The following is a 20,554-nucleotide window of genomic DNA, read 5'->3' as shown; positions in this document are numbered from 1 at the left end:
ATTTTAAACGGATTTAAAGTTAACATAATAATTCTTGTCAACTTTAATAGAGCCTCCTTTAATAGTTTTTACTTGCCAATTCTCAGTAGGATTTAATAACTCAGGTTTTCCGTTAATAATTACTTTTAAAGGCATGTTAAACCCTTTTACCACATTACCCCAACGATACTTTAAAGTATTATTTTCAACCTTGTACTCAAATTCAGGAATTTTCACTGTACGTAAATATTGGTCGAATACTTTACTTAAATCAATTCCTGATTTTTCAATCATATATTTTTCAACTTCTTGTGTAGTTACTGTTTGGTGGTAAAAGTCAGCATTTAATCCACGTAAAATTTGTCGCCATTTTTCATCGTTGTTTATTAACTGACGAATAGTATGTAACATGTTGGCACCTTTATAATACATATCACCAGAACCTTCATCATTTACATCATAATTGCCAATAATTGGAATGTCGTTTTGAATTGCATTTCGAGTTCCAATAACATATGCTGCAGAAGCTTCTTTACCGTAGTAATAATCTAAAAATAAGTTTTCTGAATACGCAGTAAAACTTTCATGAATCCACATATCAGCAATATCTACATTGGTAATATTGTTAGCAAACCATTCATGACCCGCTTCATGGATAATAATAAAATCAAACTTTAGCCCCCAACCAGTTCCAGATAAATCTCTACCTAAATATCCATTTTTATATTGATTACCATAGGTAACTGAACTTTGATGTTCCATTCCTAAATACGGAACTTCTACCAGCTTAAAGCCATCTTCGTAAAAAGGATATTTACCAAACCAATGCTCAAAAGCTTTCATCATTTTAGGAGCATCTTTAAATTGCTTTTTAGCTTTTTTTAGGTTGTCATGTAATACATAATAATTCATGTCTAGCTCTCCATCTTCACCGTTATACTTTTCAGAAAAATGAACATAATCTCCAATATTAACGTTAACACCATAATTATTAATTGGGTTATCAACAAACCAATGATATGTTGTAGTATTATCATTATGTTGTTCGATGTTACGTAGACGTCCGTTAGAAACATCCATTAGGTTTTTAGGTACACGAACGCTAATAGCCATAGAATCTACTTCATCATACATATGATCTTTATTTGGCCACCAAATACTAGCACCTAACCCTTGACAAGATGTGGCTACAAAATGATTCCCATTACTGTCTTTTTTCCAAGAAAAACCACCGTCCCAAGGAGCTCTGATAGCTTCTTTAGGATTTCCTTCATAATACACATCAATAGAATTTATTGATCCTTTCTTTTGAGGATATTTTAGTTGAATAAAATGGGCATTTCCTTCAGAAACAACTTGTAGTTCTTCATTGTTTTGAGTGACTTTAGTAATTTTTAAAGGAGGTTGTAAATCTATTTGTAAAACTTGATGAGGTTTTAAAACTTTGTATTGTACCGTGTTTTTTCCTTCAATAAATTTTTTATCAGGATTCACAGCTACGTTAAGATGATAATAGGTTAAATCCCACCACAATCTTTCAGGAGTAATAGAACCACGTAAAGAATCTTGACGAGTAAACTTTTCAGTATATGAAAATAAAGATGTGTTTTTTTGAGCTGTTGAAGAAGAACATCCGACAATTAAAATAGCCAAAGATGTCATAAAAACAGATAAAGAAAATGGTTTTTTATACATAGTGTTTATTCTTGAAAGATAAAACGCTAAGATAAGTTTTTAAAGTTTTTTTATTGATGGTAACTTTAAGATATTTGCTTAAAATAAGAACAATGTCAAAAATAGTTTTCATTACAGGAGCTTCCTCAGGAATAGGGAAATCAATAGCTTTATATTTATACGATAGAGGGTTTACAGTCTACGGAACAAGTAGAAATCCTCAAAAAGTGAATGTTCCATTTCAAATGGTAGCGTTAGATGTAACTAATGAAGACTCTATAAAAGAGGCTGTGGCAAAAGTGATTGATGTAGAAGGAAAGATAGATGTGTTAATTAATAACGCCGGAAAAGGGATTACAGGGCCTATTGAAGATACACCAACAGAAGAAATGAAGGAAAACTTTAATACAAACTTCTTTGGAGTAATTGATGTTGTTAAAGCGGTATTACCTCATATGCGAAAGCAGCAATCAGGAACTATTATTAATACAACTTCAATTGCTGGATATATGGGATTACCATTTAGAGGGATTTATTCTGCAAGTAAAGGAGCTTTAGAGTTAGTAACAGAAGCATTGAGTATGGAGGTGAAAAGCTTCAGAATTAATGTTGTAAACGTAGCTCCAGGAGATTTTGCTACGAATATTGCAGCAGGAAGATACCATACACCAGTTTTTGAAAACTCTGCCTACAAAGAAAAATATGCTGAAAACTTAGCTTTGATGGATACTCATGTAGATTCAGGAGCAGACCCAATACTAATGGCGGAAGCTATTTATAAGATCATTGAAAATAAAAATCCTAAAATACATTATAAAGTAGGTGGATTTATGGAGAAGTTTTCAATTGTGTTAAAAAGAATACTGCCCGATAAAGTTTATGAAAAGCTTCTAATGAATCATTATAAATTGTAAATTCGCAGAAGAATAGTAATTGAAGAAAATTACGACATATAAAATTGTTTTATAGAGGGGTTAGCCCTTTTAAAATAATAAGAATTAGAACACAACTACATAATAAATATACAGATGAAATTTTTTATAGACACAGCTAACTTAGATCAAATTAGAGAGGCACAAGCTTTAGGTATTTTAGATGGAGTAACAACCAACCCATCATTAATGGCTAAAGAAGGAATAACGGGAGAAGAAAATATTATCAATCACTACAAAGCAATCTGCGAAATTGTTGAAGGTGATGTTTCTGCTGAGGTAATCTCTACTGATTTTGATGGAATGATAAAAGAAGGAGAGGCGTTAGCTGCTTTGAATCCTCAAATTGTAGTAAAGTTACCTATGATTAAAGATGGGATTAAAGCATGTAAATATTTTTCTGACAAAGGAATTAAAACTAATGTTACATTAGTGTTTTCAGCAGGTCAAGCATTGTTAGCAGCAAAAGCTGGAGCAACGTATGTGTCTCCGTTTATTGGTCGTTTAGATGATGTTTCTACAGATGGTTTAAACCTAATTGCTGAAATCCGTCAGATTTATGATAACTATATGTTTGAAACGCAAATATTAGCAGCATCTGTACGTCACACAATGCATGTTATTGATTGTGCTAAGATTGGATCTGATGTTATGACTGGACCATTAAGTGCTATTGAAGGATTGTTAAAACACCCATTAACTGATATTGGTTTAGCTAAATTCTTAGCAGATTATAAAAAAGGAAACTAACCAACTTAGTTGGAAATAATACAATGTCATTTCGACAGAAGTGAGAAATCTATTTGTTCAAAAAGGTTTTTCGTTTTTTTCGAAATGACATTTTTTAACTTTAAAAGAAATGTTCCCAAAAAAAGAACTCGCACAATTAGTAATTTCAGCATGTCATCAATTTAATATTGATACCGTTGTTATTTCTCCAGGCTCTCGTAACGCACCGCTTACTATTGGATTTTCAAATCATCCAACAATTGAAGCATTAAGTGTGGTAGATGAACGTTGTGCAGCCTTTTTTGCAATGGGAATAGCACAACAAAAGCAAAAACCTGTAGCTATCGTATGTTCTTCTGGTTCTGCTTTGTTAAATTATTACCCTGCTATAGCAGAAGCTTTTTATAGCCAAATTCCGCTAGTTATAATTTCAGCAGATAGACCTAAACACTTAATTGATATTGGTGACGGACAAACCATTCGTCAAGAAAATGTATTTGAAAATCATATTTTGTCTTCAGCTAATTTGATTGAGGAAGAAAGTAAGTTGAAAAATAATACCGATTTACTGGTTGAAACATTACAAACTTCTATAAACCAAAAAGGACCAGTTCATATCAATGTTCCGTTTGACGAACCTTTATATGAAACTGTAGAAGAACTAAAAGTTTTTGATTTTTCAAGTGTCATTTCGAGAGAAGTCGAGAAATCTCATAAGGACTACGAGATACTTTCTTCTATTTGGAATTATTCAACTAAAAAAATGATTTTAGTAGGAAGTAATTTTCCAGATGTTGAACTTCAAAAAATATTAGATGTCTATGCAGAAGATACTTCTGTTTTAGTATTAACAGAAACAACATCAAATGTATATCATCCGAAGTTTATCAATAGTATTGACAAGCTAATATCTAAGTTAACGGAAGAAGAATATAAAAAACTACAACCTGAAGTATTAATTACTTTAGGAGGAATGGTGATTTCTAAAAGAATAAAACAGTTTTTAAGAAAGTTACAACCAAACCATCACTGGCATGTTGATGAGTTAAAAGGAATGGATACTTATCATTGTTTGTCGGAATTTGTACAAACGAATCCTGTAACCTTTTTAAGAGTGCTTTCTGGTAAAAAGAAAGATATTCAAAGTAATTATCAAACAAGGTGGTTACAAGAAAAAGAACTTAGAGCTATAAAACATGAAGAGTACTTAAAAAACTGTGAGTATTCAGATTTAAAATCTTTTGAAGTTATTTTAGATAGTATTCCTGATAACTCACAAGTGCAAATTAGCAACAGTTCGATTATTCGATATTCGCAATTGTTTGATGTAAACGCTACATTACAAGTGTTTTGTAACAGGGGAACTAGTGGAATTGATGGAAGTACAAGTACAGCTATTGGAGCTGCATTTGTTTCAAAGAATCAAACAGTATTTATAACAGGAGATTTAAGCTTTTTTTACGATAGTAATGCGTTGTGGAATACTAATACTCCTAAGAATTTTAGAATTATTATTTTGAATAATGCTGGAGGCGGTATTTTTAGATATATCCCAGGTCCACTATCAACGAACGCTACTGAATACTTTGAAACACCACACGGTTTAACAGCCGAACATTTATCAAAAATGTATGGTTTTGAATATGTTCAGGTAAAAGACTTAAAAAGCTTACAAAATAGTTTGATTTCGTTTTATGAAGAATCGAATCAACCAAAAATAATGGAGGTTTTTACTCCAAAAGAAATAAATGACGTAGTTTTAAAAAACTATTTTAAAAACGTATAAGATGGAATTAAAAGAAGGTGATAAGGTAGATTTAGTAATTGGTGTTCAAACCGCTTTAGGTTATTCGGTTTTAATTAATGAAGAGTACGAGGGATTGTTGTATAACAATGAGGTTTTTAGTGATGTTGAAGAAGGAATGCGAAAAGTAGGTTACATTAAGAAGATTCGTGAAGACGAAAAAATTGATGTATCACTACGCCCACAAGGGTTTGAAAATGTAATTGATTCAGATGTGGAAAAAATATTGATAAAGCTAGAAAACAAAGGGTTTTTGCTGTTAACAGATAAAAGCTCTCCTGAATCAATCAAATTTCACTTACAAATGAGTAAAAAAGCATTCAAAAGAGCTATTGGCAGCTTGTATAAGAGTAAAAAAATAGAATTACAAGAAGACAGAATAGTGTTAAAATAACCTATTCTTGTCCTTCTTCCTCTTGTTCTTCAATAATTTCCTCATCGTCACTATTTTTAATTTCTTCTTTCTTTTTACTTCCCATTAAATCGTTTACACGTTTAATGTTTTCATAAAAAGCATCGGCGTTAGGGTTAGAAGGATCCATTTTCCCATAAGCAGCTTTATAATAAAAATCAGCTTTTTCGTAGTCTTTCCCCAACTCGTAATATTTACCAATGTAGAAATCACCCATGTGAGAATCAGGGTACTTTATCATTACAAAATCACCTAAAACTCTTAAATAATCACCATCTTGTCTATCAATAACGATGTCTTCAATAACAAAAATATCATCCAAACGAACATTTAAGTTAGAACCATACAAATATTGAATATCTAAATATTTTTTCTCAACATATTTAATAGCATCTAAAGGAGCTAAATCTTTCACATTAGCCTCAAATTCCTCTTTAGTAATCTTAGAATATAAACTAAACATTTGTGTAAAAGCTCTAGGAATAGTTTCTCCAATCATTGCTAAATAGCTAGGAGAAGATTCAAACTCATCAAAAGTAACATTAAAGTTTTTAGCTTCATATGATGTTAACAAAGTTCTAATTTCACTAAAACGATTGTATTGCTTAGGGTCAATATATTTTTTGTTATTACTTATGTATACAAAGTAGGTATTATCAATAGAACCCAGCCTGCTAAGAGAATATGATTCTAAAATTGCCGGAGCAAATTGAGGTAAATCAGGTGTAATACAGATATATGAGTTAAAAACAGGTTTTTCATCCTTTAAATAATGAGTAATAAAATTAGCACCCTTTCCTTCACCAACAACTGTCATAAAAGGAGAAGTTCTGTAGTTTCCTTCCATAAAAGGAATTAATTCGTGCTTAATAAAATTAAAAAAATGTACTCCAGAACTTGTTAAAGCATTGTTAGAAGGTATAATAGAAATATCTTTTCCATAAGTATTCTTCATATCAATTCCAACGACAATTTGTCTCGGAGCTTTATCAACATTAGCATAAAGCTTAGCATTTCCTACGTATAAATCAAAAAGATACTCGTCACCTAAAACGATAGCCAAAGGGTAGTTAGTGGTTTCGTCTATATCATACCCTTTAGGAAGGTAGATTTTTATGTTTCTATCTTTTCCTAGCTCTTTCGAATTGACTTTTTGAGTAACAATTTTTTGAGAAAAAAGACTAGTGCTAATTAATAAGGTAAATAATAAATATACTTGTTTCATATTAGGGGTAAATTATATCGTTCAAATATAGAAAAGAAAATAAAGTTATTATGTTATTTTTGTACAACTAAATAACGACAATATTTTAAAATTATGATACAGCCAGACTGGAAAGTTGCCAAGGAGTACGAAGATATTACTTATAAAAAGTCACACAACGTTGCGAGAATAGCATTTAACAGACCAAATGTACGTAATGCATTTCGACCAAAAACTACTTCTGAACTACTAGACGCATTCCAAGATGCACATGAAGATACTAATATTGGAGTTGTATTATTATCTGCAGAAGGTCCATCAACTAAAGATGGAGTTTGGAGTTTTTGTTCTGGAGGAGATCAAAATGCACGTGGACACCAAGGATACGTTGGAGAAGACGGGTATCACCGTTTGAATATTTTAGAAGTACAGCGTTTAATACGTTTTATGCCAAAGGCAGTGATTTGTGTAGTTCCAGGTTGGGCAGTAGGTGGAGGACACAGTTTACATGTAACTTGTGATTTAACGTTAGCGAGTAAAGAACATGCTATTTTTAAACAAACAGATGCCGATGTAACTTCGTTTGATGCAGGTTACGGTTCAGCATATTTAGCTAAAATGGTAGGACAAAAGAAAGCACGTGAAATCTTTTTTTTAGGAAGGAATTATTCAGCGCAAGAAGCGTATGAAATGGGAATGGTAAATGCCGTAATTCCTCATGACGAGTTAGAGCAAACAGCTTTTGATTGGGCACAAGAAATTTTAGCAAAATCACCAACCTCAATTAAAATGCTAAAGTTTGCAATGAACTTAACGGACGACGGAATGGTAGGTCAACAAGTATTTGCAGGAGAAGTTACACGCTTAGCCTATATGACAGATGAAGCTAAAGAAGGACGTGATGCGTTTTTAGAAAAACGTAAACCTAACTTCCCTAAAACTTGGATACCTTAAAATCCCACCCTAACCCTCCCAAAGGGAGGGGATTAGTTTGAGTAAATTATAAAAATAAAAGAGTATGATTTTTTCCCTTTGGGGAAATTAAAAGGGGCTTATGAAAATAATTTGTATAGGGCGTAATTACGCAAAACATATAGAAGAATTAGCAAATGAAAGACCAGAAAACCCAGTGGTTTTCTTAAAACCAGATTCAGCTATTCTTCCTAAAAAAATGCCATTTTTTATTCCACCGTTTTCAAATGATATTCATTATGAAGTAGAGGTACTGGTAAAAATAAACAAAGTAGGAAAACATATCTCTCCAAAATTTGCACATAAGTATTATGACACTGTTGGATTGGGAATTGATTTTACAGCACGTGATGTACAGTCACAGTGTAAAGAGAAAGGATTACCATGGGAAAAAGCAAAAGCTTTTGATGGTAGTGCTGTTGTGGGAGAGTTTTTTCCTAAAGAAGAATTTAACTTAGAAAACTTATCATTTCAATTACAGAAGAATGATGAGGTGGTGCAAGATGGAAATACCTCTAGTATGTTGTGGAAAATTGATGAATTGATTAGTTATGTGTCACAATATTTTACCTTAAAAAAAGGAGATATCATTTTTACAGGAACTCCTGCAGGAGTTGGGAAAGTAGCAGAAAATGATATTTTAACAGGAACTATTGAAGGAAAACAAGCTTTTCAAATAAAAGTAAAATAAAATATATCCCGCTTCGGCGGGATTCTTTTTTAGATATATAAATGAATGCAGAAATCATTACGATAGGAGATGAAATTCTTATCGGACAAATTGTAGACACCAATTCTCAATGGATTGGTCAAGAGTTAAATAAAATAGGAGTTTCAGTTTATCAAATATCATCAATACAAGATGAAGAACAGCATATTTTAAATGCTTTAAAAGAAGCTGAAAGTAGAGCAGATATCGTTATTATTACTGGAGGATTAGGACCTACCAAAGATGATATCACCAAAAAAACGATTGCAACATACTTTAAAGATGAAAAGATAGTTGAATATCCCGAAGTTATTGATAACATTAAATATCTATTCAAAAAAGTGAATCATCCATTTAACGAAATTCAACGATATCAAGCGCAGCTTCCTTCCAAAGCAACTTTATTAATGAACCGTTTAGGAACAGCACCGGGAATGTGGTTTTATGAAAATAATACGGTTTTTGTATCACTTCCAGGAGTTCCCTATGAAATGAAAGGATTGATGAAGTATGACGTACTTCCAAAGCTTCAATCTACTTTTAAATTACCGTTCATATTACATAGAACCATTATGACGGTTGGTACAGGGGAAACAATTATTGCTGAAAGAATTTCCGACTGGGAAGATAATTTACCTAATTTTATAAAGTTAGCATATTTGCCGTCTTATGGAAGTGTACGTTTGCGATTATCAGCTAAAGGAAATGATGAAAAACTGCTAGTGCAAGAAATGGAAAAGCAAGTTACTGAACTATACACTTTAATTCCAGAAATTATCGTTGGAGACGATAATGAAACATCATTAGAAAAAGAAGTAGGTAAACTGTTAAAAAAATATGGTAAAACTGTAGCTACAGCAGAAAGTTTAACAGGAGGGAAAATAGCATCAACTATCGTTGCTGTTTCAGGAGCATCCTTATATTTTATGGGTGGATTTGTAACCTATACAGCAGCTTTAAAACAGCAGTTATTGGATGTTTCTAAAGAAACAATTGATGAGTTTACAGTAGTAAGTAAAGAAGTAGCTTCAGCAATGGCAAAAGGGTGTTTAGAGAAACTACAAACTGATTACGCTATAGCTGTAACTGGAAACGCAGGGCCAACAACTGATCACAACGATAAGAATGTAGGTCTAGTGTATATCGCTATTGCTACTAAGGATGGAGTAGAGGTTTATGAATTTAATTTTGGACAACCAAGGGAAAAGGTTATTAATAGAACTGTAACTAAATCTTTAGAACTTTTACAGGCTACTATATTAAAATAATTAGTATTTTTGCCGCCGTTACGCTTCCGAATAGGTTAGATGCTGAACCTAGTTTTGAAAAGATTAAAATAATTAGAAATTTAATCGAGAATGTTTTTGTGCAATAAATTAAATTGCATAAATTTGCACCTCGTTTAGAAATAACACTAAAAACTGTCAAGAAGATGTCTAGAGTTTGTGAATTAACAGGAAAAAAAGCGATGGTAGGTAATAATGTATCTCACGCTTTAAATAGAACTAAAAGAAGGTTTAACGCTAATTTAATGAATAAGCGTTTCTATATTCCAGAAGAAGATAAATGGGTAACTTTAAAAGTATCTGCTTCTGCATTAAAAAATATTAATAAAAAAGGAATCTCTGCGGTTATTAAAGAAGCTAGAGAAAAAGGTTTCTTAACTAAATAATTCCTTACTAGATAAAATTTTAGAGAGATGGCAAAAAAAGGAAACAGAGTTCAAGTAATTTTAGAGTGCACTGAGCACAAAGCTTCTGGTAAACCAGGAACTTCTCGTTATATTACAACAAAGAACAAAAAGAATACTCCTGATAGAATGGAATTAAAGAAATTTAATCCAATCTTAAAGAAAATGACAGTTCATAAAGAAATTAAATAATAAGCTACGGCGTAAACTTTAATATAAAATGGCAAAGAAATCAGTAGCATCGTTACAAACAGGTTCGAAAAGATTAACCAAGGCTATCAAAATGGTAAAGTCTCCTAAATCTGGAGCTTACACTTTTGTTGAAGCTATTATGGATCCAGCACAAGTAAACGACTTTATAGCAAAAAAGTAATTCTTGTATACAGTTTAAAGAAAAGCTACTTTCATCAGAGAGTAGCTTTTTTTATGTATTAAAAATCTGTATTTTTGAACGTTACTCTTCGGGTTGGGCTTTTCGCTATATCTTTTTCTTCAAAAAAAGGATGCCGAGATAATCCCTAACGCGAATTGTAATTGTACAATGACAATTTGACCGTATCAAAAATTTGGTATAGTTTTTAACCTATATAAGCGATTATAAAATTTAAGAATGAGTTTTTTTAAAAAAATCTTCTCGAAAGAGAAAAAAGAAACCTTAGACAAGGGATTAGAAAAAACCAAATCAAGTTTTTTCTCTAAATTATCAAAAGCAGTTGCAGGTAAAGCAAAGGTTGACGATGATGTGCTAGATAATTTAGAAGAAGTATTGGTGTCGTCTGATGTAGGAGTTGAAACTACCCTAAAAATTATTGATAGAATTGAAGATCGTGTATCTCGTGATAAGTATTTAGGAACTGAAGAATTAAACCAAATCTTACGTGAAGAAATTGCAGGTTTATTATCAGAAACGAATACAGGAGATGAAACTGATTTTACGATTCCTGCTAATAAAAAACCATATGTGTTAATGGTAGTAGGAGTGAATGGAGTAGGAAAAACAACTACGATTGGGAAATTAGCCTCACAATTCAAAAAGAAAGGTTTAAAAGTGGTGCTAGGAGCAGCTGATACTTTTAGAGCAGCAGCGATAGACCAACTACAAGTTTGGGCTGACAGAACAGATGTACCTATCATACGGCAAGATATGGGATCAGACCCTGCTTCCGTAGCTTTTGATACTGTAAAATCAGGGGTTAATCAAGATGCTGATGTAATTATCATAGATACAGCAGGACGTTTACATAACAAGGTTAATTTAATGAATGAGTTGACAAAAATTAAACGTGTAATGCAAAAAGTAATTCCAGATGCTCCACACGATGTATTATTAGTGTTAGATGGCTCTACTGGTCAAAATGCATTTGAACAAGCAAAACAATTTACCAAAGCAACAGAAGTAACATCGTTAGCAGTAACTAAATTAGATGGTACTGCAAAAGGGGGAGTAGTAATTGGTATTTCAGATCAATTCCAAATTCCTGTAAAATATATTGGAGTAGGAGAAGGTATCGACGACTTGCAAGTATTTAACAAACACGAATTTGTAGACTCGTTTTTTAAATAATATCTTTTTACTGTGAAAGAATATATAACAAAGTAAAAACTCCCAATTTGGGAGTTTTTTTATTTTAAATTGTTTCAATAACCTTGTTAAATACTAATCTTGATTTTGGTTTTCTATCTGGTTGATTAAAATCTTCGTTATCTCTATAGCCTATAGCTACAGCAACAAGGGTTGCATAACCTTCGTTATTCAAAATTTTGTCATAATTTTCGGGTTCAATACCTTCCATTGGAGTAGCATCAATTCCCATTTCTGCACACGCACTTAAAAAAACACCTAAAGCTAAATAAACTTGTCTGTCAAACCAAGCTTTAATCTCTTCTTCAGGTTTTGGCTTTATAAATTCTTTATAATAACCGACAGCTCCTTCAGGTAGTTCTTCTTCAATTTGTTTTTCAAATAATTCAATATCATTAATTCGGTTGAACACTACAACAGTATCACTCTCAAGAACTTTACTTGTGTTTAACCAAGATACTTCTGAAAGGCGTTGTTTAGTATCAGCATCAGAAACAAAAGTAAATTTCCAAGGCTGACTGTTTATTGATGAAGGACTTAATTGTAATACCTGTTGTAATTCTTTAATTTTTTTAGATTCAATTTTTTTTGAAGCATTGTATTTTTTGGTAGTATAACGTTGCTGCATTGATGATATAAAGCTCATATTCTATTTTTTTAATTAAACTATAGATATTATAGTAGCAAAAGTAATTATAGTATTTTATCTTTGCAATAACGGTCAAAAAGGATAGTATAAATTATGGACAGACAAACATCTAAAACATTTACATTTAAAGGGAAAGAATTTCCTTGTTGCACTAGTCTTACTATGGGAGTAATTGGAGGGAAATGGAAAACAGTAATTCTTTTTCATTTAATAAAAGGAACACTTCGTTACAGTGAGTTAAGAAAAGAGATTCCAATGGTTACAGAACGAACTTTAAGCTTACAGTTGAAAGCCTTGGAAGAAGATGGTGTAATTAAAAGAAAAGTGTATACATCAAAACCACCTTTAAAAGTAGAATACTCTTTAACAGATTTAGGACAAAGTTTAATTCCAATAATTCAGTCTATCGCAGACTGGGGAGATTTTGCTGTAAAAAATCATTCCAAATAATAGTGTTTAAACATCATCAGTTATTAGAATTTAGACTGAAGGGTAGTTTTGTTATCCTAAAAGAAGCTTTTCAATTTTTATAATTACATTTGATTATCAAATACTTGGCAAATGAGAAAAGCAGTTTTTTTATTAATAACAATTCTATTAATAGGTGCATGTAAGCAAACACCAGCAAAGGTGTATTTTAAGAAATACGATGAATCTTCTGAAATAGAAAAGCAACAGGAACACGAGAAAAAGAGAATGAAGTTTCAAGTACTTCAATCTAAATTTTTAGACTTGAATAAAGAGTTTACACCTTTTGAAAAGGACTTATCAAATTTTTCTGAAGAGCAGTATAATGAATTAAAACCATTGGTGTTAGAAAAAGATATTCCGTCTATTCAAAAGAGCATTGCAGAAAAGAAACTTAGCTACGAAAAATTAACTTTGTTTTATTTGTACAGAATTCGAAAGTTTGAAAGTGATAGTACCAAGTACTTGAATGCAATAATATCCCTAAATCCAAAGGTATTAGAAGCAGCAAGAGCAAAAGATAAAGAATCAAAAAAAGTTAGAGAATTCTCTTTGAATGGAATCCCTATTTTAATAAAAGATAATATTGATGCAAAAGGAATGATAACTACTGCAGGAGCTGTAGCCTTGCAAAACAATTCAATTGATAAAGATGCTTTTATTGTTAAAAAGTTAAAAGAAGCTGGTGCTTTGATTTTAGGGAAAGTGAATTTAAGTGAATGGGCATATTTCTTTTGTGAAGACTGTCCACTAGGTTACAGCGCTACAGGAGGACAAACTTTAAATCCTTATAAAAGAAAAATTTTTGAAACTGGGGGTTCTAGTTCAGGAAGTGGAGTATCAGTTGCGGCAAATTATGCAGTGGTAGCTGTAGGGACAGAAACAGCAGGATCAATAACTTCACCATCAAGTCAAAACTCAGTAGTTGGATTAAAACCAACAATTGGCGTTTTAAGTCGCTCAGGAATTGTTCCAATTTCAAGCACACTAGATACGCCTGGTCCGATGACGAAAAGTATTGTGGATAACGCTATTTTATTTGAAGCAATGTTAGGGAAAGATAATGAAGATAGTTCCTCTTTAAAAACTGAAGGTTTTAATTCTAAAGAATTGCTTAAAGAAAACTACACAATGAAAGGAAAAAGAATAGGAGTGTTAAAACCTATTTTAACAGATTCTATTTACAAAGAAAATATAAAAAAACTACAAGAAACTGGTGCAGAAATTATTGAGTTAACACCACCTGAAATATCGTTTGATGGATTTTTAATACTGTTAAATATAGATATGAAACACGATTTATCTAAGTATCTATCTATTTATGGAAATAAAAAACTAACAATAAAAGATATAGAAGATGTAGTAGTATTCAATAAAAAGGATTCAATTAAAAGAGCACCGTATGGACAACAATTATTTGAAGGAATAGTAAAGGATACTACTAACTTAACTCAATTAGAAGTAATAAAAGATAGCTTAAGTTTTAACGGGAAAAAGTTTTTAAAAGACTTAATAGAACAAAATTTAGATGCTATTGTATCAATAAACAATTATCATTCAGGTATTGCTGCTGTAGCAAAATATCCAACTTTAACAGTTCCTATGGGGTATAAAGAGTCAGGAGAACCAATTAGTTTGACTTTTATAGGAAAACCCTTTACCGAAAAAGACTTATTACAATTAGGGTATGCATTTGAACAACTAACGAAAGCAAGAAAAATACCTGTTAATTATCAATAATAAAAATAGATTGTCAAGAAAAACAAATAGTACAAAAACTCCCTAAAATGGGAGTTTTTTGTTGTAGTATTATTCTGAAGAATTTTAATTCTCCAATTTGTATTTTCCAATATGACCAGATACATCCCCGCCGAGATAAAGATAACCATCATGCTCTTCAACAGAACTTGCTTCTGATACAACTTTACCAGTAGCGTCATAATACGTTTTTAATATTTCTCCATTTGCACTCAAATGCATAATCATTCCATAACGAGCTACTTTGGGTTGTAAAAAAAGCGGAAGACCATAAACTAATTTTTTTACAAGTGGTTTAGAGTGTATTCCATCTAAAGAAGGATCTCTTTTAGTAGAAAAACCAAGCCAAAAGCTCCCATCGGCTCTTCTAGAGACTCCATTTGGGAAACCAGGTAGATTATCTAGAAAAATATCCGTTGTTCCTTTATTACTGCCTTTTAACCAGTATCTAAGAATTCTATATTTAGTTAAATCTACCATTAAAACAAAGTCTTCATTTTGAGAAACCGCAACACCGTTTCCAAAATAGGTGCCTTCTATAAGTGTTTTTACTTGTTTAGTTTTCGGGTTGTAGCTATAAAGACCTCCGTCTGGTTTTGCTTCCATTAATAGTTTCCAAATATGTGTTCTGCTAAAAGGAATTTTAGAAGAAGTATTGGTAAAATAAATAGTTCCATCAGAAGCAATGTCAACATCATTCGGGATTAAAAACTTGTTTCCGTGTTCATCTTCACTAGCTAAGGTTGTGATTTTTCCGCTTTTATCAACACTGATTAAACCTCTTTCTAAATCGCAAGCAATAAGGTTTTGATTGCTATCAAAATGTAATCCTGCTACCCAAGATTCTGTATTACAAAACACAGAGGCTTTTCCAGAAGTATCAATTTTTAAAATTCTACCATCTGAAAAATCTGTTTCTGAAATGTGCACCCCACAATATAAGTTTCCTTGATTATCCACGGCAATATCTTCTGGACCGTACCAACCATCTAAATTGATGTGCTGGGTTGAACTTAGCAGGTCATTTTCAAGAAGTACGCCTTCCAGTTTTGGTGGTGTAGGAGGAGACCAAGCTTCTGGATTTATTGAACATGATTTAAACGAAACACTAGCTATAAAAATGAGCAAGATTAAGAGTATAGTATATTTTACTATCGATACTGTTTTCATTGTATTTATTTTATGATTTATAAAGACAAAGAAAATAATGATAAACTATTTTTATCTTGATAAATGTTAGGAAATGACAACCTCTTTTCTAATTCTACTAAGCGACTCAGGAGCTATACCAAGAAAACTAGCTATTTGGTATTGAGGAGCTTTTAAAACAATTTTTTTATCGTAATCTTTTATAAAATCTAAGTACTTTTTCTTGGCTGATTTTGTTTGCATTGTTAATGTTCTTTGTTGGGCGCAAAGGTGATTTCTCTCAGCTAAAACACGTCCAAACTTTTCAAAATTAGGATACTCTTTATATAATTGAGTCAAATTATCAAAAGATATCTTATAAACTACACTATCTTCAATGGCTTCTAAAAATTCAGAAGAAGGAGTTTGGTATATAAAGCTATCAAAAACAGTTATAAAATGCTTATCACAAGCAAAATAGGTAGTGAATTCTTTATCTTCTATGTTTTTAAATGTTCTAAAGAGCCCAGATTCGACAAAGTATAAATCTTTTACTGTTTTTCCTTCCTCAATTAATAAGGATTTAGCTTTATATTCTTTTCTTTCTAATTGATTGTGAAACGTTTGAAATTCATCTTCTGTGAGTCCGATTAAATCGTGTAACAATCTTTTGAGTTCATTCATTATGTAGATAGTGATTAGTGTAGTTTTTATGTTAAAATTCCAAAATCAAATTACCTAAATTATCCCATATTTTGGTAATCCCTTCATCATTTCTCAAAGACTTCAGTTGCCCATTTTTATGATATGTTTTTATTGTTTTGTAACTATATTCAGTATTATAATAATGAGTTCCATCTTCATCAACCTCATAATCTTCGTCAGTTTCATATTCAGTAACACTTTCGTATTTTATATTCCCGTTTTCATAAAATCTAGAAAATGTAGTTGTTTTGTCTGAAATTATTTTTGAAACAATTATCTTTCCTTTCTCATTAAACTCTTTGTAATTTATCAAGTCGTCAAAATCATATTCTTCTATTTTTTCAGGGTTTCCTTCAATAGTATAAAACTTCCAAATTCCATCTTTATATTTTTTTGTTTTTTCTCCTTTTTTGTAAACTAAATAAGTCCCTTCACAGTACTTATTACCATTTTTGTAGTTCAAGGTATATTTTTCTAATTCAGATTTTTTATAGTCAGGGCTAAAACAACAAGAAAAAAGTAAACAAATAAACGATATTACAATGACTTTAAACTTCATTAGTCTTTTGATTTAATAGATGTTATTAAATATGCACCAGCTAATACACAAAAACCTAAAAAAATAAAAATATCTTTAGACTCACCTTTGGAGAATATATAAGAAATATTTTTGTGATTGATTGTTTTTGTTGAAAAGCCTAAACTCTCAAATAAAAATATTACTCCTACGATAGATGTTATTAACAGTAAAATAATCCCGAATATTAATTTAATTACTTCTATTGGTTTCATTCTTTTTAAGTTTTAAATTCAGAGTTATTATTTTTAACTAGCTACAATGTAGAGTATAAGTTCGTTTTAATGACTTATATCAACTGAAAGCGAAGTTATCTAAAACAATCCTAAGAATCAAGCTAATTTTTAAGGGTTTAAAGTAAAAAAAGATCAATTAAAACGTATCTTTGTACCCCAAAATTTTGATATGCGTACCAAAACAATAAAACAAAACAAAATCAATGTAGTTACCTTAGGTTGTTCTAAAAACGTTTACGATAGTGAAGTGTTAATGGGACAGTTAAAAGCCAATGGTAAAGACGTGGTTCATGAAGATGAAAATGACGATGGTAATATTGTAGTAATTAATACATGTGGCTTTATAGGTAAAGCTAAAGAAGAAAGTGTAGATACTATTTTACATTATGCGCAACGTAAAGAAGCAGGTGAAGTAGATAAAGTATTTGTTACTGGTTGTTTAAGTGAGCGTTATAAACCAGATTTAGAAGCTGAAATTACCAATGTAGATCAGTATTTTGGTACTCACGATCTACCTAATTTACTTAAAGTTTTAGAAGCAGATTATAAGCATGAGTTAATCGGTGAGCGTTTAACAACGACTCCGCAACATTATGCCTATTTAAAAATAGCTGAAGGTTGCGATCGTCCGTGTTCGTTTTGTGCTATTCCGTTAATGCGTGGTAAGCATGTTTCTACCCCAATTGAAGATTTGGTTACAGAAGCTACCAAGTTAGCTGAAAAAGGGATTAAAGAAATCATGCTAATCGCACAAGATTTAACCTATTACGGATTAGATATTTATAAAAAACGTGCGTTGGCAGATTTACTGCAAGCGTTGGCGAAAGTTGATGGAATAGAATGGATTCGTTTGCATTATGCCTTTCCAACAGGTTTCCCAATGGACGTGTTAGAAGTAATGAAAAATGAGCCAAAGGTTTGTAATTATTTAGATATTCCGCTGCAGCATATCAACACCGAGATTTTAAAGTCAATGAAGCGTGGTACAACGCATGAAAAAACCACTGCGTTGATTCATAAATTCCGTGAAGCAGTACCAAATATGGCAATTCGTACGACATTGATTGTTGGATACCCTGGAGAAACTGAAGAGCAATTTCAAGAATTAAAAGATTGGGTAGAAGAAATGCGTTTTGAACGTTTAGGAGCTTTTGAATATTCACACGAAGAAAACACAGGTGCATATGTTTTAGAAGATGATGTGCCTGCTGATGTTAAGTTTAGACGTGTGAATGAAATCATGGAAGTGCAATCGCAAATTTCTTGGGAATTAAATCAGGAAAAAATAGGAAAGACTTTTAAATGTTTATTTGATAGAAAAGATGGTGGATATTACTACGGACGTACTGAGTTTGATTCACCAGATGTAGATAATGATGTAATTGTTGATGCACGTGAACATTATATCAAATTAGGAGAATTTATTGATATTGAAATTTTTGAAGCAGGAGATTTTGATTTACATGGAAAACCTGTAGTAAAACAAGAAAGACCAGTTCCCTTAAATCAAAAGAGAAAGTAATTTTCACAAATGTCATTCAGAATGAAGAGAGGAATCTTACTGAAAACGAAATAAAAATGAATCCTGCTATTGCAGGATTTTTTTATGCATATTTGTCACATGAAAAAAGCCTATTTTAATTGGAGCTCTGGGAAAGATTCTTCATTAGCATTATACAAAATATTGAAACAAAAGGAATACGATGTGCAAAAATTGATTACGAATGTAAATCAAGATTACCAACGTGTTTCAATGCATGGGTTGCATGAAGATTTACTAGATGCACAAGCTGAAAGTATTGGTATTCCATTAGAAAAAATTTACTTTCCTGCTGAGGTTACGATGGATTTGTATAATGAGAGAGTGAAAGAGAAAACTGCTGAGCTAAAAGATGTAGGTCTTGTAAATGGCATTTTTGGTGATATTTTCTTGGAAGATTTAAGAGCGTATCGTGATTCAAAATTACAAGAAGTAGGAATTACAGGAGTATATCCGCTATGGAAGCAAGATACTAAGGAGTTATTACGTGAATTTCTGAGTTTAGGTTTTAAAACAATTACCGTTTGTGTCAATGCAAAATTGTTGGGAGAAGAGTTTGTAGGTAGGGTTATTGATGATGATTTTATAAATGAGCTTCCTGAGGGAGTAGATGTTTGCGGAGAAAATGGTGAGTTTCATACTTTTTGTTATGATGGACCTATTTTTAAGAAACCTGTAGCCTTTGAAATAGGAGAGAAGGTGTTGAAATCGTATACTTTGCATAAAAACGATGATGACAACTGTTATCAGGATTCAAAGAAATCAGAAAAAAAAGCTACTAAAAACTATGATAGAAGTTTTTGGTACTGTGATTTACTGTTAAAAAAGTAATTTGCTTATTGGTTCTAATAAACTTTTTGCTGGGGCATTTTCTAAGCAAGAATTACAAGCGTTGTACATAAATAAACAATCGATAAAATCGGTTAGCATGTGCAGCAATAATCCTAAACCTATAATATTATAAGGTCTTTTTAAAAAGAGTAAAACAATATAGATTCCAATAGCATAATAAGAGTGAAGTATGTGAAACCCGAAACTACATCGGTTAGAATCAAATATTGGGTTAGCAAATAAATGATCTAGATCTACTAACATAGTAGCAAGCAAAATTAGAGCAATTCTTTTCCAGTTATTTCTAAAAAATAGATAGGCTATGATTATGGGAAAACCAAAATGTAAAAAATAATGAATAAATGCTTGCATTTATTTTAAGATTAAACTACTTCTTTTTCTAAAGCTAAAAAATGTGTGACCTTTGAGCTGTTATTGTTATGCAGTGGAATAATGTGTAATTCACATTTATAGGTAGAGTTATCTTTTCTGTAATTGACAATTATATCTTTAAAAGGCTTTCCTTTTAGTAGTTTCGTTTGAATCCTTTTTCTAGTAGTTTCCTTGGTTTTTTCACCTTGTAAAAAACGTGGAGTTTTGTTTAAAGCAAACTCTTTTTTATATCCCGTCATTTTTGTAAAACCGTCACTCACCCAAACTATTTTTTTATTCCTATCGGTAAGAACTAAAGATTCATAATAGTTCTCTTTTATAATATGTGATATGTTGTTTTTCCAGTTAAGGTTTTTAGATAGCGTTTTTATAATTTTTAAGTCACTATATAACTCTTTTTCAAAAAACAAATCTTGAATACCCCAACTTAAAAGGTTTACACTTTTCTTTGAAGAAGGTTCAAGGTCAGTAGCAATTTTAGTATACTCTTCTTTTTCCAAATTAGACACATAAATATCTAAAGACATCATTTTATCAAAACTATTTTTCATATCAACTAAGTAACTACTTTTTTTAGAAAAA

At 31.4% G+C, this 20,554-nt stretch carries 24 protein-coding genes; 15 read left to right on the top strand and 9 right to left on the bottom strand.

The genetic code is table 11. The features are described from left to right. Positions 1-3: 3 nt before the first annotated feature. Positions 4-1,674, bottom strand: a complete 1,671-nt coding sequence (locus tag MK851_RS09460; protein ID WP_320243434.1) for a M1 family metallopeptidase — start codon at positions 1,672-1,674, stop codon at positions 4-6. A gap of 92 nt (positions 1,675-1,766) precedes the next feature. Between MK851_RS09460 and MK851_RS09455 the strand changes: the two genes are divergently transcribed. The 4 genes from MK851_RS09455 (at position 1,767) to MK851_RS09440 (ending at position 5,512) form a co-directional block, all read left to right on the top strand. Further along, positions 1,767-2,567: an SDR family oxidoreductase gene (locus tag MK851_RS09455; protein ID WP_320243432.1), complete on the top strand. Its 801-nt coding sequence runs from the start codon at positions 1,767-1,769 to the stop codon at positions 2,565-2,567. 114 nt (positions 2,568-2,681) lie between these two features. After that, positions 2,682-3,335 carry a fructose-6-phosphate aldolase gene (gene fsa / locus MK851_RS09450; protein WP_303506088.1) on the top strand — a complete coding sequence of 218 codons (654 nt, stop codon included), beginning with the start codon at positions 2,682-2,684 and terminating at the stop codon, positions 3,333-3,335. Positions 3,336-3,444: 109 nt separating this feature from the next. Next, complete coding sequence (menD, locus tag MK851_RS09445) at positions 3,445-5,100, top strand: 2-succinyl-5-enolpyruvyl-6-hydroxy-3-cyclohexene-1-carboxylic-acid synthase (RefSeq protein WP_320243430.1); 1,656 nt, start codon at positions 3,445-3,447, stop codon at positions 5,098-5,100. A gap of 1 nt (position 5,101) precedes the next feature. Further along, positions 5,102-5,512 carry a DNA-binding protein gene (locus tag MK851_RS09440; protein ID WP_320243428.1) on the top strand — a complete coding sequence of 137 codons (411 nt, stop codon included), beginning with the start codon at positions 5,102-5,104 and terminating at the stop codon, positions 5,510-5,512. A gap of 1 nt (position 5,513) precedes the next feature. Here MK851_RS09440 and MK851_RS09435 read toward each other — a convergent pair whose 3' ends face one another. Next, entirely contained in the window at positions 5,514-6,755 is a 1,242-nt protein-coding gene (locus MK851_RS09435) for an alpha/beta hydrolase (protein ID WP_320243426.1), read from the bottom strand. A 93-nt stretch (positions 6,756-6,848) separates the two neighbouring features. Between MK851_RS09435 and MK851_RS09430 the strand changes: the two genes are divergently transcribed. From MK851_RS09430 to ftsY, 7 genes are all read left to right on the top strand, one after another. After that, complete coding sequence (locus tag MK851_RS09430; protein WP_320243424.1) at positions 6,849-7,688, top strand: 1,4-dihydroxy-2-naphthoyl-CoA synthase; 840 nt, start codon at positions 6,849-6,851, stop codon at positions 7,686-7,688. Between the two features lie 100 nt (positions 7,689-7,788). Next, positions 7,789-8,397 carry a fumarylacetoacetate hydrolase family protein gene (locus MK851_RS09425; RefSeq protein WP_320243421.1) on the top strand — a complete coding sequence of 203 codons (609 nt, stop codon included), beginning with the start codon at positions 7,789-7,791 and terminating at the stop codon, positions 8,395-8,397. A 41-nt stretch (positions 8,398-8,438) separates the two neighbouring features. Then, on the top strand, positions 8,439-9,683 hold the full coding sequence (locus MK851_RS09420) for a competence/damage-inducible protein A (protein WP_320243419.1): 1,245 nt from the start codon (positions 8,439-8,441) through the stop codon (positions 9,681-9,683). Between the two features lie 164 nt (positions 9,684-9,847). Continuing rightward, complete coding sequence (gene rpmB, locus MK851_RS09415) at positions 9,848-10,087, top strand: 50S ribosomal protein L28 (RefSeq protein ID WP_115902236.1); 240 nt, start codon at positions 9,848-9,850, stop codon at positions 10,085-10,087. 27 nt (positions 10,088-10,114) lie between these two features. Next, the gene (gene rpmG / locus MK851_RS09410) at positions 10,115-10,297 is read left to right on the top strand and encodes a 50S ribosomal protein L33 (protein WP_093113661.1); all 183 of its coding nucleotides are present in this window, start codon (positions 10,115-10,117) and stop codon (positions 10,295-10,297) included. A 28-nt stretch (positions 10,298-10,325) separates the two neighbouring features. Next, a complete protein-coding gene (locus tag MK851_RS09405; RefSeq protein WP_115902213.1) occupies positions 10,326-10,478 on the top strand; it encodes a DUF4295 domain-containing protein in 153 nt (50 codons plus the stop codon). 237 nt (positions 10,479-10,715) lie between these two features. Then, positions 10,716-11,669: a signal recognition particle-docking protein FtsY gene (gene ftsY / locus MK851_RS09400; RefSeq protein WP_303506112.1), complete on the top strand. Its 954-nt coding sequence runs from the start codon at positions 10,716-10,718 to the stop codon at positions 11,667-11,669. Positions 11,670-11,733: 64 nt separating this feature from the next. Here the strand turns inward: ftsY and MK851_RS09395 are convergent, their stop codons facing one another. Continuing rightward, entirely contained in the window at positions 11,734-12,333 is a 600-nt protein-coding gene (locus tag MK851_RS09395) for a nitroreductase family protein (protein ID WP_320243413.1), read from the bottom strand. A gap of 96 nt (positions 12,334-12,429) precedes the next feature. On the opposite strand from MK851_RS09395, the gene MK851_RS09390 reads away from it, so the two are divergent. Beyond that, positions 12,430-12,786 carry a winged helix-turn-helix transcriptional regulator gene (locus MK851_RS09390; RefSeq protein WP_115902211.1) on the top strand — a complete coding sequence of 119 codons (357 nt, stop codon included), beginning with the start codon at positions 12,430-12,432 and terminating at the stop codon, positions 12,784-12,786. 111 nt (positions 12,787-12,897) lie between these two features. Then, a complete protein-coding gene (locus MK851_RS09385; protein WP_320243410.1) occupies positions 12,898-14,544 on the top strand; it encodes an amidase family protein in 1,647 nt (548 codons plus the stop codon). A gap of 84 nt (positions 14,545-14,628) precedes the next feature. On the opposite strand, the gene MK851_RS09380 is transcribed toward MK851_RS09385, so the two are convergent. The 4 genes from MK851_RS09380 to MK851_RS09365 all read right to left on the bottom strand — a co-directional run bounded on the left by MK851_RS09380 (position 14,629) and on the right by MK851_RS09365 (position 17,187). Further along, positions 14,629-15,732, bottom strand: coding sequence for an SMP-30/gluconolactonase/LRE family protein (locus MK851_RS09380; protein WP_320243408.1), 1,104 nt, complete (start codon positions 15,730-15,732; stop codon positions 14,629-14,631). A gap of 66 nt (positions 15,733-15,798) precedes the next feature. Further along, positions 15,799-16,374: a Crp/Fnr family transcriptional regulator gene (locus MK851_RS09375; protein ID WP_320243406.1), complete on the bottom strand. Its 576-nt coding sequence runs from the start codon at positions 16,372-16,374 to the stop codon at positions 15,799-15,801. 31 nt (positions 16,375-16,405) lie between these two features. Beyond that, positions 16,406-16,954, bottom strand: coding sequence for a hypothetical protein (locus MK851_RS09370; protein WP_320243404.1), 549 nt, complete (start codon positions 16,952-16,954; stop codon positions 16,406-16,408). Beyond that, a complete protein-coding gene (locus tag MK851_RS09365; RefSeq protein ID WP_320243402.1) occupies positions 16,954-17,187 on the bottom strand; it encodes a hypothetical protein in 234 nt (77 codons plus the stop codon). The genes MK851_RS09370 and MK851_RS09365 overlap by 1 nt, the downstream gene beginning before the upstream one ends. 190 nt (positions 17,188-17,377) lie before the next feature. Here MK851_RS09365 and rimO point away from each other — a divergent pair, with 190 nt between their 5' ends. Continuing rightward, positions 17,378-18,730 carry a 30S ribosomal protein S12 methylthiotransferase RimO gene (rimO, locus tag MK851_RS09360; protein ID WP_303506123.1) on the top strand — a complete coding sequence of 451 codons (1,353 nt, stop codon included), beginning with the start codon at positions 17,378-17,380 and terminating at the stop codon, positions 18,728-18,730. A 99-nt stretch (positions 18,731-18,829) separates the two neighbouring features. Then, a complete protein-coding gene (locus MK851_RS09355; RefSeq protein ID WP_320243399.1) occupies positions 18,830-19,579 on the top strand; it encodes a diphthine--ammonia ligase in 750 nt (249 codons plus the stop codon). Here MK851_RS09355 and MK851_RS09350 read toward each other — a convergent pair. Then, on the bottom strand, positions 19,568-19,951 hold the full coding sequence (locus tag MK851_RS09350; protein ID WP_303506127.1) for a DUF6122 family protein: 384 nt from the start codon (positions 19,949-19,951) through the stop codon (positions 19,568-19,570). The two genes, MK851_RS09355 and MK851_RS09350, sit on opposite strands and share 12 nt — an antisense overlap. Positions 19,952-19,962: 11 nt before the next feature. Continuing rightward, positions 19,963-20,523, bottom strand: coding sequence for a PAS domain-containing protein (locus MK851_RS09345; protein WP_320243397.1), 561 nt, complete (start codon positions 20,521-20,523; stop codon positions 19,963-19,965). Between the last annotated feature and the right edge of the window lie 31 nt (positions 20,524-20,554).

The sequence above is a fragment of the Tenacibaculum sp. 1B UA genome, assembly GCF_033978845.1.
Classification (GTDB): Bacteria; Bacteroidota; Bacteroidia; order Flavobacteriales; family Flavobacteriaceae; genus Polaribacter.
The sequence above is the reverse complement of the archived record's forward strand: the minus strand, read 5'-3'. Positions and strand labels throughout refer to the sequence as shown.